This is a genomic window from Pseudomonas sp. F220 (genome assembly GCF_057813935.1).
Genome location: NZ_JBVASJ010000005.1, coordinates 1 through 13,039, shown reverse-complemented (window position 1 = coordinate 13,039; position 13,039 = coordinate 1). Strand labels below are relative to the sequence as shown.

Sequence of the window (13,039 nt, the reverse complement as noted above, 5' to 3'; positions counted from 1 at the left end):
CAAAATCCAAGACTGCAACCCCATACTTGAGCCACACCCTCCCCCGGCACTCGCCGGTTCCCACTAGTCGAGTAGCGAGCCAGAAAATGCCCACTGCACAACTGTCGATAGAACAAAAAACCCAGCAGCTGCTGAACAACCCGGCAGAATTGGTCAACTATTTCCAGCAGGACTGGAACAATCTGCCCCGCGCCGAAATCGACGCGCTACAAATAAACGCCCTCAAGCAGCGCTTCGAAGAACTTCGCGACCGCATACCGGTACTCAAGAAACTCGCCGACGCCCAAGGCGTGGAACAGATCGAGCAACTCGACGACGTGGTGCCGCTGCTGTTCGAACACACCGTATACAAGTCCTACCCGCCATCGTTGCTGGAGAAGCGCAGCTTCGGCCAGATCAACAAGTGGCTGGGCAAACTGGTGACGCCAGAGGTTGCCGAAGCCATTGCTGCGGTCGACGTCAGCAATTGCCAGGGCCTGGACGAGTGGTTCGAGACCATGGACGAGGCGGTGCCGCAACTACGCATCAGTCACACCTCGGGCACTTCCGGCACCCTGTCGTTCCTGCCCCAAGGCGTACGTGAGTGGGAAAAATTCGCCCAACTGCGCAAGATGATGGTGTGGAACATGGAGGGGCCGAACACTCCAGAGCCCAACTTGCACACGATTTACCCGTACTACCGCAAGGGCTACCTGAGTCATGTGCGCGTCCACGCCGCCATGATTCCAGCGCTGTTGCCGAACGAATCGCATTTCCATGCGGCCTACCCGACCACACTCAGCACCGACGTGCTCCACCTGGGGGCCAAGCTGCGCGCGGCACAGTCCAAGGGCACCCTCGATCGCCTGGTGATCAGCCCGGAACTGCTGGAAAAGAAGAAGGCTTTCGACCAGTTGCAAGCCGAAATGCCGCAGCACCTGGCGACCTTCTTCGATCATATGTCCACCAAGCTCAAGGGCCAGCGCGTGTACATCGGCGCGACCTGGAACCTGCTGCACAGCATGGCCAAGGCCGGCCTTGCGCGCGGTCTGGAAGGTGTCTTCCACCCTGACTCGTTCGTCCACACCGCCGGTGGCGGCAAGGGTGTCGTACAGCCGGAGGGCTGGCGCGAAGACGTGCTGCGCTTCACTGGCGCCAAGACCCTCAACGAATCCTACGCCATGTCCGAAATCGTCGGCGGTGCCCATGCGCGCTGCGAAGAGGGCCATTTCCACTTCGCCCCCACCGTCATCCCCTACTTGCTCGATCCGGAGACGAGCAAGCCGCTGCCACGCACAGGCCGCGTAACCGGTCGCGCAGCCTTCTTCGACCTCGGCGCAGAGATCCGTTGGGGCGGCTTTATCACCGGTGATGAAATCACCGTCGAATGGGACAAGCCCTGCGCATGCGGCCGGCCAAGTTGCTACGTAGTCGGGCCGATCCAGCGCTACAGCGAACTCAACGGCGGCGACGACAAGATCACCTGTGCCGCCACAGAAGATTCCCATCGCCAAGCGATGGATTTCCTGAACACATTAGAGGGCTAACCCCATGAGCAAACCTATTGCGCCAATGATCATCCGTGGCAAAGTCATCACCGACAACCTGATCGACGTAGGCGGCCGTGGCGGCGACCTGGTCTTCCAAACCCCGGATGCACACAAATACATTGACCAACTGCCGCTGGGTAACCCGGCGAAGCTGGCCGACCTGTACACGCTCAAGTTCAAGGACATCCTGGACTACTGCGAAGAGCTCGGTGAGCGCCTGGAGTTCGACAAGAACGTCTACCTGCAGGAAGCCTGCGAGCTGTCCTACCTGACTGCGCCGGTCACCCCGACCATGGTCAAGGGCAGCTACATGGGCCTGCGCCACATGCTCACCCGTGAGTCCGTCACCGAGCAGGTGGAGAACTCCGTAGGCATCAAGTACCTGGAAGGCTGGGTCAAGCAGCGCTTGATCGACGGCACCGAACTGGATGTACGCTGCTTCGGCGCGCGCACCCTGCATATCGTCGCTGGCAACGCGACCGGGCTGTCCTTGCTGACCATCCTGCGCAACATGGTGCTGCGCAGCGACGCGATCATCAAGGCGCCGTCCAACGACCCATTCACGGCCCTGGCCATCGCCCGCACCATGGTCGACATGGCGCCGGACCATCCGCTGACCAAACACCTCAGCGTCGCCTACTGGAAAGGCGGCGACCAGGCTTTCGAAGAGCGCCTGTACCAGCCGCAGAACCTGGAGAAGATCGTTGCCTGGGGCGGCTTTGCTTCGATGAAGCATGTCACCCGCTACATCCAGCCGGGTCTGGAGCTGATCTCCCTCGACCCGAAACGCAGCGCCAGCATCATCGGCAAGGGCACCTTCGACAGTGAAGCGACCATGCGCGAGGCCGCCGTGCGCCTGGCCTGCGACATTGGAGCGCTGAACCAGAAAGCCTGTGTGTGTGCCCGCGTGGTCTACGTGCAGAGTGGCACCGACGAGGCTGGCCTGGCGAATCTGAACACCTTCGGCAAGTACGTCTACGACGCCATGCAGACCCTGCCCAACACCCTCAGCACCCTGCCCAAACGCTACGACCAGGGCCTCAAGGCCGAAGTCGACGCGCTGCGCCTGGATGATGAGTGGTACAAGGTGATTGGTGGCCTGGACGGCGAAGGCGCAGTCATCTGCTCGCAGATTCCGGAGTCGGTGTCCTTTGCCACCCGGCTCGACGACCGCACCGCCAACCTGGTGCCGGTCGATGAACTGCACGAGATGATGGATGCAGTGGATGCCTACACCCAGACCGTCGGCGTCTATCCGGAAAGCATCAAGGACGAACTCAAGGACATCCTGCCTCTGTATGGCGCTCAGCGAATCGTCTCGCTGGGCTACGCGGCAGGGCTGAAATGGGCGGGTCCGCAGGACTCCATCGAGCCGCTGCGGCGGATGGGCAAGTGGATCGTCAACCAGATCGCCTCGCCGGAAACGACCCCGGCGCCTTGGTTACGCCCGTCGATCTAACCCCCCTGTACCCCCTGCTATTGCCGGGGGTACGCGTTGATTTTTACAGGAATTACCCATGACTACTTGCCTGGGATTTGCCGCCCACGAGGCCCACTCCGTCCTCACGCCGTTTCGTTTCGAGCGCCGGGCCTTGCGCGCCGATGACGTCGCCATCGATATCGCCTATTGCGGCGTCTGCCATTCGGATGCCCATCAGGTAAACAACGACTGGAACAACTCCGTTTATCCCATGGTGCCTGGACACGAGATCGTCGGGCATGTCACTGCCGTCGGCAGCAACGTCAGCCGCTTCAAGGTCGGTGACCGGGTCGCGGTCGGCTGCCAGATCGACAGCTGCCTGCAGTGCGCGCCCTGCGCGGACCATCAGGAACAACTGTGCGTCCATGGCCCGACACCCACCTACAACGGTAAGGATCGTCATACCGGCGAGACCACCTATGGCGGTTATTCCGAGCATATTGTAGTTCGTGAGCAGTTCGTTCTACGCATGCCCGAAAGCCTCGATCTGCGCTACGCAGCCCCTTTGCTGTGCGCCGGCATCACCGTGTGGAGCCCGATGCGTCGCTACGGCGTGGGCAAGGGCTCGAAAGTCGCGGTAGTCGGCCTTGGCGGGCTCGGGCATATGGCCGTGAAGCTGGCCGTCGCCCTGGGTGCCGACGTCACCGTGCTAACCACCTCACCGGGCAAGGCCGACGACGCCCGCACCCTCGGCGCCAATCACGTGCTGTTGTCCAATGATTCGGCGGCGATGGCGGCGGCGGCCAATGCATTCGAATTTATCATCGACACCATTCCCAGCCGGCACAACGTCAACCCTTACCTGATGCTGCTGGGTCGCGAGGGCGTAATGGTGCTGGTCGGCGCCATCGAACCGCTGGAGCCCGTCCACGGTGGCTTGCTGATCCGCAATAACCGCACCTTGGCCGGTTCGTTCATCGGTGGCATCCAGCCGATCCAGGAACTGCTGGATTTCTGCGCCGAACACCAGGTACTGCCCAACTGCGAAATGATTGATATCAAGGACATCAACACCGCCTTTGATCGCCTGCAGCGCAACGATGTGAAGTACCGCTTCGTGATCGACATGAACAGCATGCGTGACCTGGCGCTGTAATGAAGTCCCACGCTGCGGTGCGCATCACCGCAGCGTCCTCTTGTTATTGAATCTCTGTAGGAGCATGGCTTGCCAGCGATGGCGTCCTCGAGATCGCCATCGCGAGCAAGCTCTGCTCCTACAAAGGACATTCATGAAAGCCATTCAACTCCAACATCCCGCTGGCCTGGACCACCTGCGCCTTGTCGACATGGCCGACCCCGGCGCGCCCAAAGCGGGCGAGATCCAGGTGCGCATCCATGCCAGCTCGCTCAATTACCACGACCTTGGCGTAGTCGTCGGTCATGGCCGTGCGCAGGATGGGCGCATCCCCATGGCCGACGGTGCCGGAGTCGTCACCGCCGTGGGCGAAGGCGTGACGGAATTCGCCGTGGGTGATTTCGTGGTGTCGTGCTTCTTCCCCCATTGGCAATCGGGTCGGGCCGTGCCGACCACCTTCCAGACCGTCCCTGGCGACGGCGTGGACGGCTTTGCCCGTGAACAGGTCAACATGCCCACCCAGGCGTTCACCCTGGCGCCCAAGGGCTACACCTTTGAAGAGGCCGCCACGCTGACCACGGCAGGCCTTACCGCCTGGCGTGCGCTGGTGGTGGACGGGCGTATCCAGGCGGGCGACACCGTGCTGGTGCTGGGCACCGGCGGCGTCTCCATCTTTGCCCTGCAAATGGCCAAATCAATTGGCGCGCGGGTGATTGCCACGACCTCGTCCGATGCCAAGAAAGAGCACCTGCTGGCACTGGGGGCCGATCTGGTCATCAACTACAAAGACCAGCCTGAATGGGGCGACGTGGTGCTGGCCGCCACCGGCGGCCGCGGTGTCGACATCGTGGTGGAAGTGGGTGGCCCGGGCACCCTGCCCCAGTCCATCCGCGCCTGCGCTCCCGGCGGCCACATTGCGCTGATCGGCGTGCTCACGGGCTTTTCCGGCAACGTGCCCACCGTGGAGATGATGCGCAAGCAGCAAACCCTGCGTGGCCTGATTGTCGGCAGCCGCGAGCATCAGCAAGACATGGTGCGTGCGCTGGAAAACTTCAGCTGGCGCCCCGTCATCGACAGCAGCTATCCGCTGGAACAAATTGCCGAGGCCTTTGCCCACCAGATAGCCGCGAAGCACGTTGGCAAGATATGCCTGCACTATTGAACTGAAGCCCCCCCAAGACGCCGCGGGCCTTTTTGTAGGAGCCGAGCTTGGTCCGGGCGGCGTTCCGACGATGGCGATCTCAAGGACGCCATCGCAGGCAAGCCGTGCTCCTACAGAGGGAGGGCGTTGACCCGCAGCGGTACGAGCGCGGCACGCAGCGCCTCGCCGATCGCTACCGGACGACGGGATTCGCGGCCCACGTAGACATGCACGAAGTGTCCCTGCGCCGCCGCCTGGGCCTCACCCGCGCGGAACAGACCCACCTCATAACGCACACTGGAACCGCCAAGCCGGGTCACCCGCACCCCGGCTTCGATGTCGTCTGGAAAGGAGATCGGCGCAAAATAGTTGCACTGCGTTTCGACCACCAGGCCAATCGTCTCGCCGCGCTCGAAATCGAGTACGCCCTGGCTCAGCAGATAGCCGTTCACGGCCGTGTCGAAGTAGCTGTAGTAGTTGACGTTATTGACGTGGCCGTAGACGTCGTTATCCATCCAGCGGGTCTGGATCGGCCGAAAGTGTGGGTAGGCATCGCGTGAATTGGCGCCGGGTTTGGACATGGACGGATGCACCTGTCGAGGTCAGTACAAGAAAGGCAGGTCAGCATTGCGCACAAGGCTCACGCTATGCGCGCAATGCGTGCTGTCATTGAAAATCAATCTATAAAGTGCCGCACAAGCGTAGGCGCCCAGGCGCTCACTGGAACACTTCGAAGAGCCCGGCAGCGCCCATGCCGCCGCCCACGCACATGGTTACCACCACATATTTCACGCCGCGCCGCCGACCTTCCAGCAGGGCATGCCCAACCATCCGCGCACCACTCATGCCGTAAGGGTGACCGATGGCGATGGCACCGCCATTGACGTTCAAGCGGGCGTTGTCGATGCCCAAGGTATCGCGGCAGTGGAGCACCTGGCAGGCGAACGCCTCGTTGAGCTCCCACAGGCCGATGTCGTCGACCGTCAGGCCGTGTTGCTTGAGCAGCTTGGGTACCGCCAGCACCGGGCCGATGCCCATTTCTTCCGGGGCCAGGCCGGCCACGGCGATACCGCGATACAGGCCCAACGGCTTGAGGTTGCGCTGCTCGGCGAGGCGCGCATCCATCAGCACGCAGGCGCTGGCGCCGTCGGACAGTTGGCTGGCGTTGCCGGCGGTGATGCAGCCGCCTTCGATCACCGGTTTGAGGTTGGCCAGGTCTTCCAGGCGTGTCTGCGGACGGTTGCCTTCATCGATTTTGAGGGTGACCTCTTCCAGACGCGCCTCGCCAGTGGCTTTGTCGATCACCTGCCGGAGGCTGGTGACCGGGACGATTTCGCCGTCGAACAATCCGGCCTGCTGCGCCGCTGCAGTGCGTAGCTGCGATTGCAGGGAGTAGGCGTCCTGCGCCTCGCGGCTGATGCCGTAGCGCTGGGCGACCAGCTCGGCGGTTTTCAGCATTGGCATGTAGGCATGGATGGCGTTGCGCTCCACCTGCGGGTCGCGCTCGGCGAATGCCCACTCCATGTTGCGATTCTGCACCGCACTGATGTTTTCCTGGCCAGCACCGATGGCGACCGGCATCCCGTCGACCATGATCTGCTTGGCGGCGGTGGCGATGGCCATCAGGCCCGAGGCGCACTGGCGATCCAGGGTCTGCCCACTGACTGACAACGGCAGGCCCGAGGCCAGGGCGGCCATGCGCGCGAGGTTCAAGCCGGCGGTGCCGCTGGTCAGCGCAGCGCCCATCACCAGGTCTTCGATCTCCCCGGCTTCGATGCCCGCGCGCTCGACCGCAGCACGGATCGCGTGGCTGGCCATGGTCGGTGACTTGATGGTGTTGAACGCGCCACGGAAAGCCTTGGCAATGGGGGTGCGGGCGGTGGAGAGAATGACGGCTTCTTTCATGGTTGAGGTCCTTGCGTGATCGGTCGGGGCGGCCACCCTGAAGTGGCCACCAAAGGTCAGATACGTTCGATGCGGGTCTTGCCGCAGGCCACCAAGCGTTCCAGCAGCGCTGCCGGTTGGAACCACATCGCGCCATAGGCACCGAGTGCCTCGCGGTAATGGCCGATGCGCTCCAGCACATGCGCCAGCCCCAGCCCTTCGGCGTAGTGCAGCGGGCCGCCGCGCCAGGCCGGGAAACCGTAGCCGTTGATCCAGACCAGGTCGATGTCGCTGCTGCGCTGGGCGATGCCTTCGTCGAGCAACTGGATGCCTTCGTTGACCAGCATCAACACACAGCGGTCGTGGATTTCCTGATCGCTGATGTCGCGGCGCTGGATGTCCAATTCGCCAGCGATGTGCTCGGCCATGGCGACCACTTCAGGATCGTCCTTGCGCTCGCGGCCTTCGTAGAGGTAGTAGCCGCGGTTGCTCTTCTGGCCATAACGGCCAAGGGCGTAGAGCGCGTCGGCGAGCTTGCAGTAGCTTGGGTCGTGGGCGATGACATCGCGACGCGACTCGCGCACCAGGAAACTCACGTCGATGCCAGCCAGGTCATGCATGGCGATCACGCCCATGGCCAGGCCAAGTCCGGTCAGCACCTGGTCGATCTGCGCCGGCGTAGCGCCTTCCAGCAGCAGGCGATGAGCCTCGCGGGAATAGGGTTCGAGCATGCGGTTGCCGATGAAGCCGAAGCACACCCCGGAGACCACCGGGATCTTGCCGATGCGCTTGGCGATCTTCAGCGTGGTGGCCAGGACATCGGGCGCCGTGACCGTGCCGCGCACCACTTCGAGCAAGCGCATGACGTTGGCCGGGCTGAAGAAGTGCAGGCCGACCACGTCCTGTGGCCGGCGGGTGACGGCGGCAATGGCGTCGACATCGAGGGTGGAGGTATTGCTGGCGAGAATCGCACCGGCCTTGCACACCTTGTCGAGGGTGCGAAACACCTGCTGCTTGATCGACAGGCTCTCAAACACGGCTTCGATCACCAGGTCAGCGTCGACGATATCGGCGTAGTCGAGGGTGCCGTGGATTAGCCCCATGCGCTCTTCCAGCTGCTCGGCCGTGAGCTTGCCGCGCTGGACACTGGTTTCGTAGTTTTTGCGGATCAGCGCCAGGCCGCGCGCAAGGGCATCGGCCTTGAGCTCCAGCAGCGTCACCGCAATGCCCGCATTGGCAAAGTTCATGGCAATCCCACCGCCCATGGTGCCGGCTCCGATCACCGCGACCTGGGTAATCGGACGGATCGGCGTGCTCGCGTCCAGTCCCGGCAGCTTGCCGACTTCACGCTCGGCGAAGAACACATGGCGCAGGGTCTGCGACTCGCTGGACGCTTCAGCCTCTTTGAACAGCTCGACCTCCCTGGCCAGGCCTTCGGCCAACGGCAGGCTGCAGGCCGCCTCGACCGCCGTCACTACCCGCTGCGGTGCGCTCTGGCCTTTCCAGCGACGCTGGTTGGCGGCGCGGTAGTCGGCGAAAAAATTGGCCGCCAGGGCGGCTCCCGGATGCTTTTGAGGCCAGGCCGGGCGAGCTGGCGCCTGCTGGGCAATCAGTTCTTCGGCCAAGCGCCGAGCCGTATCGAGCAGGCTGCCAGCGTCTTGCGCCACACGGTCGAGCAGAACCAGCGCCAGTGCTCGAGGCGCGTTGATCGGCTGACCCGAAGCGATCATCTCTAATGCCGCGGCAGCGCCGATAAGGCGCGGCAGCCGCTGGGTGCCACCCGCGCCGGGCAGCAAGCCGAGCTTGATTTCCGGCAGGCCCAGGCGTGCCCCGGCGTCAGCCACGCGGTAGCCGCAGGCCAGGGCGAGTTCCAGCCCGCCGCCCAACGCCAGGCCACCGATGGCCGCGATCAGGGGTTTATCCAGTTCGGTCAGACGTGCCAGCAGGCTCGGCAAGTCCGGCTGGGCGAACGACGCCGCGCTGCCGAGCTCGGAGATGTCCGCGCCGGCGCTGAACGGATAGCCCTCGCCATGGAGGATAATCGCTTTCACGCGGGTGTCCGCAGCGGCGCGTTCACAGGCATCCAGCAGTTGTTCGCGCAGTGCCTGGCCGAGGGCGTTGACGGGGGCGCGGGCGAGGCCGATCAGGGCCAAATGGCCTTCGCAGCGGTAATGGATCAGGTTATTCATAATTGATATCTCGGTCGGATAAAGAGGTAGACGCCAAGGAATGTGCCTATCCCCTTCAGCTCAACTCGTTTTCCCGGATTAATTTCTTGTTGATCTTTCCGACACTGGTTTTAGGGATCTCAGCGACGAACTTGAACTGCTTGGGGATTGCCCATTTGTTAATCCGGCCACGCTCCACAAACTGCTGCAGGTGGGCTTCGAGCATCTGTTTATCGACGTACTGTCCAGGCTCGCACACCACCAGGGCCATGGGCCGTTCGCCCCATTGCTCGTCCGCAATGCCAACCACCGCGACAGACGTGACCGACGCGTGCTCGCTGATCAGGTTCTCCAAATCCAGCGAGCTGATCCACTCCCCGCCCGTCTTGATCACATCCTTGATTCGATCCTTGATTTCCACCCCGCCTTGGGGGTCGATAGACGCCAGGTCGCCCGTGTGCAGCCAACCGTCCTGCCACAGCTCGGCGCCCTTTTCAGGCTCCTTCAAATAGCCTTGCGTCAGCCAGGGAGCACGCACGACGATCTCACCCAGAGACTCACCATCGTGAGGAACGCTTTTGCCGCGGGCATCGATGATTTTCAAATCGACCATCGGTATGGGCATGCCGGTCTTGATTCGAGTGGCTAACTGCGCTTGCGTGGATTGTTCAAGCGCCTCCCCACGCAGGTAAGTCGAGCAAAGCATCGGGCAGGTCTCGGACATCCCGTATCCACTGTGCACGCGAATACCTCTGGCGCTCGCCTGGCTGGCGATACCCAATGTCAGCGCACTCCCCCCCAGGAGCATTTTCCAGCCATCGAAAGAGGTCTGGGCCGCTTCGTCGCAGCCCAGGATCATTTGCAGAATGGTGGGCACGCAATGAGAAAAGGTGACCTTCTCTTCTCGATAAAGCCTGACCAGGCTATTGGGCTCGTAACGACCGGGGTACACCTGCTTGATGCCCATCAGGGTCGCAACATAGGGCACGCCCCAGGCATGCACGTGGAACATCGGGGTGATCGGCATGTAAACGTCGTCGGAACGTAACAGCGGAAAGCTTTGGTAGACGCCCAAAGTACCCACGGCATTCAAGGTATGCAGCACCAACTGCCGATGGGTGAAATACACCCCTTTCGGGCTCCCGGTGGTCCCCGTGGTGTAAAACATCGTCGCCACCGAGTTTTCATCAAAGTCGGGAAAATCGTAATGGGCACCTGCCTGGGAGAGCAGGCTTTCATACTCCCCCAGCACCGGCAGGTCGGTGCCGGTCGCGGTGTCGTCAGAGAGCCGGATATAGCCCTTGACGGTGTTCAGGCCATCATGAATCTGCTCGATCAAGGGCAGGAAATCATCATGCACCAGCACCAGGTCATCCTCGGCGTGGTTCATGGTGTAGAGCACCTGATCCGGAGAAAGACGAATATTCACCGTATGCAGCACCGCGCCGATCATCGGCACCGCAAAGAAACACTCCAGGTAGCGATGGCTGTCCCAGTCGAGCATTGCCACCGTATCCCCGGCCTTGACGCCGGCCGCCGTCAGCGCATTGGCCAGCCTGTGGATACGCTCGATGAGCGTCTTGTAGCTGTAACGCAACTTGTCGGCATAGACGATCTCCTGTCCGGGTTCGTAGCGAACCCCCGACAGCAGCAAGCTCTTGATCAACAGTGGGTAGGTGTATGCGCCGTGTGCTGGCGGAATTATTTTTGTCTTCAGCATGGTTGTACTTCCTGATTCAGAACTGCGCCGCATCCAGTAAATAGAGGCTTTCGCTGCCTGCCTTGATCGAAGCGCTCAGTGAGTGGATACGTGGCAGCAGGCGGGCGAAGTAGAAGCGTGCAGTGCCCAGCTTGCTGGCGTAAAAGTCGTCCTCGGCCTGTTTGCCCAAGGCCGTTTTGGCCATCCGTGCCCACATGTAGGCATAGGCGGTGTAACCAAACACCTGCAGGTACTCGACCGAGGCGGCGCCGACTTCGTTCGGGTTGTTCGTGGCCCGATCCAGCAACCAGGCGGTCAGCTCGTCGAGGGTGTCCACGGCGGCGTTCAGCGGCTTGGTGAACTCGCTCAGGTCTGCGCTGGCGGTCGCGGTGAACTGGCGAATCTCGTCGGCGAACAGCCGATAGAGTGCCCCGCCGCTGCCCACGATCTTGCGTCCCGTCAGGTCCAGCGCCTGGATGCCGTTGGTGCCTTCGTAGATCTGCGTGATCCGCACATCGCGTACCAATTGCTCCTGGCCCCACTCGCGGATATAGCCATGGCCGCCGAAAATCATCTGGCCGTGCAGGGTGGTTTCCAGCCCCATGTCGGTGAGAAACGCCTTGGCGATCGGAGTCAGCAAGGACACCAGCTCTTGCGCGCGCTGGCGGGTTGGTGCGTCTTCGCTGTATTTGGCAGTGTCCAGTTGCAGGGCCACGTAGCTGGAAAATGCGCGCCCGCCCTCGTTCAGGGCTTTCATGGTCAGCAGCATGCGGCGCACGTCCGGGTGCACGATGATCGGATCGGCGGCCTTGTCCGGGTGCTGCGCGCCGGTCGGCGCACGGCACTGCAGGCGATCACGGGCATACACGACGGCGCTCTGGTAGGAGCGCTCGCCCTGCGCCAGACCCTGGATACCCACGCCCAGGCGCTCGTAGTTCATCATGGTGAACATCGCGGCCAGGCCCTTGTTCGGCGCGTCGACGATCCAGCCGGTGGCCTGGTCAAAGTTCATCACGCAGGTGGCAGACGCCTTGATGCCCATCTTGTGTTCGATGGAACCGCAGGACAGCGAGTTGGGCCCGCCCAGCGAACCGTCGGCATTGACCATGATCTTGGGCACCAGGAACAGTGAGATGCCTTTGGGACCCGCCGGTGCATCCGGCAGTCTGGCCAGTACCAGGTGGATGATGTTCTCGGTCAGGTCGTGCTCGCCGCCGGTGATGAAGATCTTGCTGCCGCTGATCCTGTAACTGCCGTCGGCCTGGGGCTCGGCCTTGGTGCGGATAAGGCCCAGGTCGGTGCCGGCATGGGCCTCGGTCAGGCACATGGAGCCGCTCCAGACGCCGGCATACATATTCGGCAGATACTTCTCTTTCAGGTCTTCGCTGGCATGCGCGCTGAGCGACAGGCAGGCACCGGCGGTCAGCATCGGGTACTGGCCGAACGACAGGTTGGCCGAGGTGACCATTTCCTCGACCTGGGCGGAGATCGCCTTGGGCATGCCCATGCCACCGTACTGCGGGTCGCCACCGACACCCACCCAGCCGCCTTCGGCAAATGCCTGGTACGCCGAGAGAAAACCATCCGGGACTTTCACCGCACCGTTTTCCCAGGAGCAACCTTGCTCGTCGCCACTGCGGCGCAGCGGGGCGATGCTGCCGGCGCTGATCTTGCCGGCCTCTTCAAGGATTGCGGCAGCCGTCTCTTCGTCGATCACCTCGGCCAGGCCCGGCAGTTGGGCCCAAAGCCTGGACACCTCAAAGACTTCATTGAGTACGAAGCGCATGTCGCGCAGGGGGGCTTTGTAATCAGACATGATTGGCTTACTCGGTCATTGTGAGGGCATGAGGCATGCCCGTTTTTGGGGAGTTGTCGGTCTCATTGACGGGTACCAGCGACTCATGCACCACCGGCTCATCCGGGGCAGTACGACGGTTCAGCGAGGGCCCGCGCAACAGGAAGTACGACAGCGCAGGAATCAGGATCAGCGCCCCCAGCATGTTCCACAGGAACATGAAGGTCAGCAGGATGCCCATGTCCGCCTGGAACTTGATCGGCGACCA

The 13,039-nt window shown here is 62.4% G+C and carries 10 protein-coding genes; 4 read left to right on the top strand and 6 right to left on the bottom strand.

Going from position 1 to position 13,039, the window contains the following annotated elements; translation table 11 throughout:
* The first annotated feature begins 86 nt into the window (after positions 1–86).
* The 4 genes from ACZYSM_RS06725 (at position 87) to ACZYSM_RS06710 (ending at position 5,246) form a co-directional block, all read left to right on the top strand.
* Complete coding sequence (locus tag ACZYSM_RS06725) at positions 87–1,526, top strand: phenylacetate--CoA ligase family protein (protein ID WP_489070073.1); 1,440 nt, start codon at positions 87–89, stop codon at positions 1,524–1,526.
* Between the two features lie 4 nt (positions 1,527–1,530).
* Positions 1,531–2,988 (top strand): acyl-CoA reductase, encoded by a 1,458-nt coding sequence (locus ACZYSM_RS06720; RefSeq protein ID WP_489070071.1) that lies wholly within the window; start codon positions 1,531–1,533, stop codon positions 2,986–2,988.
* Between the two features lie 58 nt (positions 2,989–3,046).
* Positions 3,047–4,105 carry an NAD(P)-dependent alcohol dehydrogenase gene (locus ACZYSM_RS06715; protein WP_489070069.1) on the top strand — a complete coding sequence of 353 codons (1,059 nt, stop codon included), beginning with the start codon at positions 3,047–3,049 and terminating at the stop codon, positions 4,103–4,105.
* Positions 4,106–4,238: 133 nt separating this feature from the next.
* Positions 4,239–5,246, top strand: a complete 1,008-nt coding sequence (locus tag ACZYSM_RS06710; RefSeq protein ID WP_489070067.1) for a zinc-dependent alcohol dehydrogenase family protein — start codon at positions 4,239–4,241, stop codon at positions 5,244–5,246.
* Between the two features lie 110 nt (positions 5,247–5,356).
* Here ACZYSM_RS06710 and ACZYSM_RS06705 read toward each other — a convergent pair whose 3' ends face one another.
* The 6 genes from ACZYSM_RS06705 to ACZYSM_RS06680 all read right to left on the bottom strand — a co-directional run.
* Positions 5,357–5,806, bottom strand: coding sequence for an acyl-CoA thioesterase (locus ACZYSM_RS06705; protein WP_489070065.1), 450 nt, complete (start codon positions 5,804–5,806; stop codon positions 5,357–5,359).
* A gap of 136 nt (positions 5,807–5,942) precedes the next feature.
* Positions 5,943–7,130, bottom strand: a complete 1,188-nt coding sequence (locus ACZYSM_RS06700; RefSeq protein WP_489070063.1) for an acetyl-CoA C-acyltransferase — start codon at positions 7,128–7,130, stop codon at positions 5,943–5,945.
* 56 nt (positions 7,131–7,186) lie between these two features.
* Positions 7,187–9,298 (bottom strand): 3-hydroxyacyl-CoA dehydrogenase NAD-binding domain-containing protein, encoded by a 2,112-nt coding sequence (locus tag ACZYSM_RS06695; RefSeq protein WP_489070061.1) that lies wholly within the window; start codon positions 9,296–9,298, stop codon positions 7,187–7,189.
* Between the two features lie 55 nt (positions 9,299–9,353).
* Positions 9,354–10,997 (bottom strand): fatty acid--CoA ligase, encoded by a 1,644-nt coding sequence (locus tag ACZYSM_RS06690; RefSeq protein WP_489070059.1) that lies wholly within the window; start codon positions 10,995–10,997, stop codon positions 9,354–9,356.
* 16 nt (positions 10,998–11,013) lie between these two features.
* Entirely contained in the window at positions 11,014–12,792 is a 1,779-nt protein-coding gene (locus ACZYSM_RS06685; RefSeq protein ID WP_489070057.1) for an acyl-CoA dehydrogenase C-terminal domain-containing protein, read from the bottom strand.
* 7 nt (positions 12,793–12,799) lie between these two features.
* On the bottom strand, positions 12,800–13,039 hold a 240-nt coding region (locus tag ACZYSM_RS06680; RefSeq protein ID WP_489070055.1), incomplete at its 5' end, for a hypothetical protein.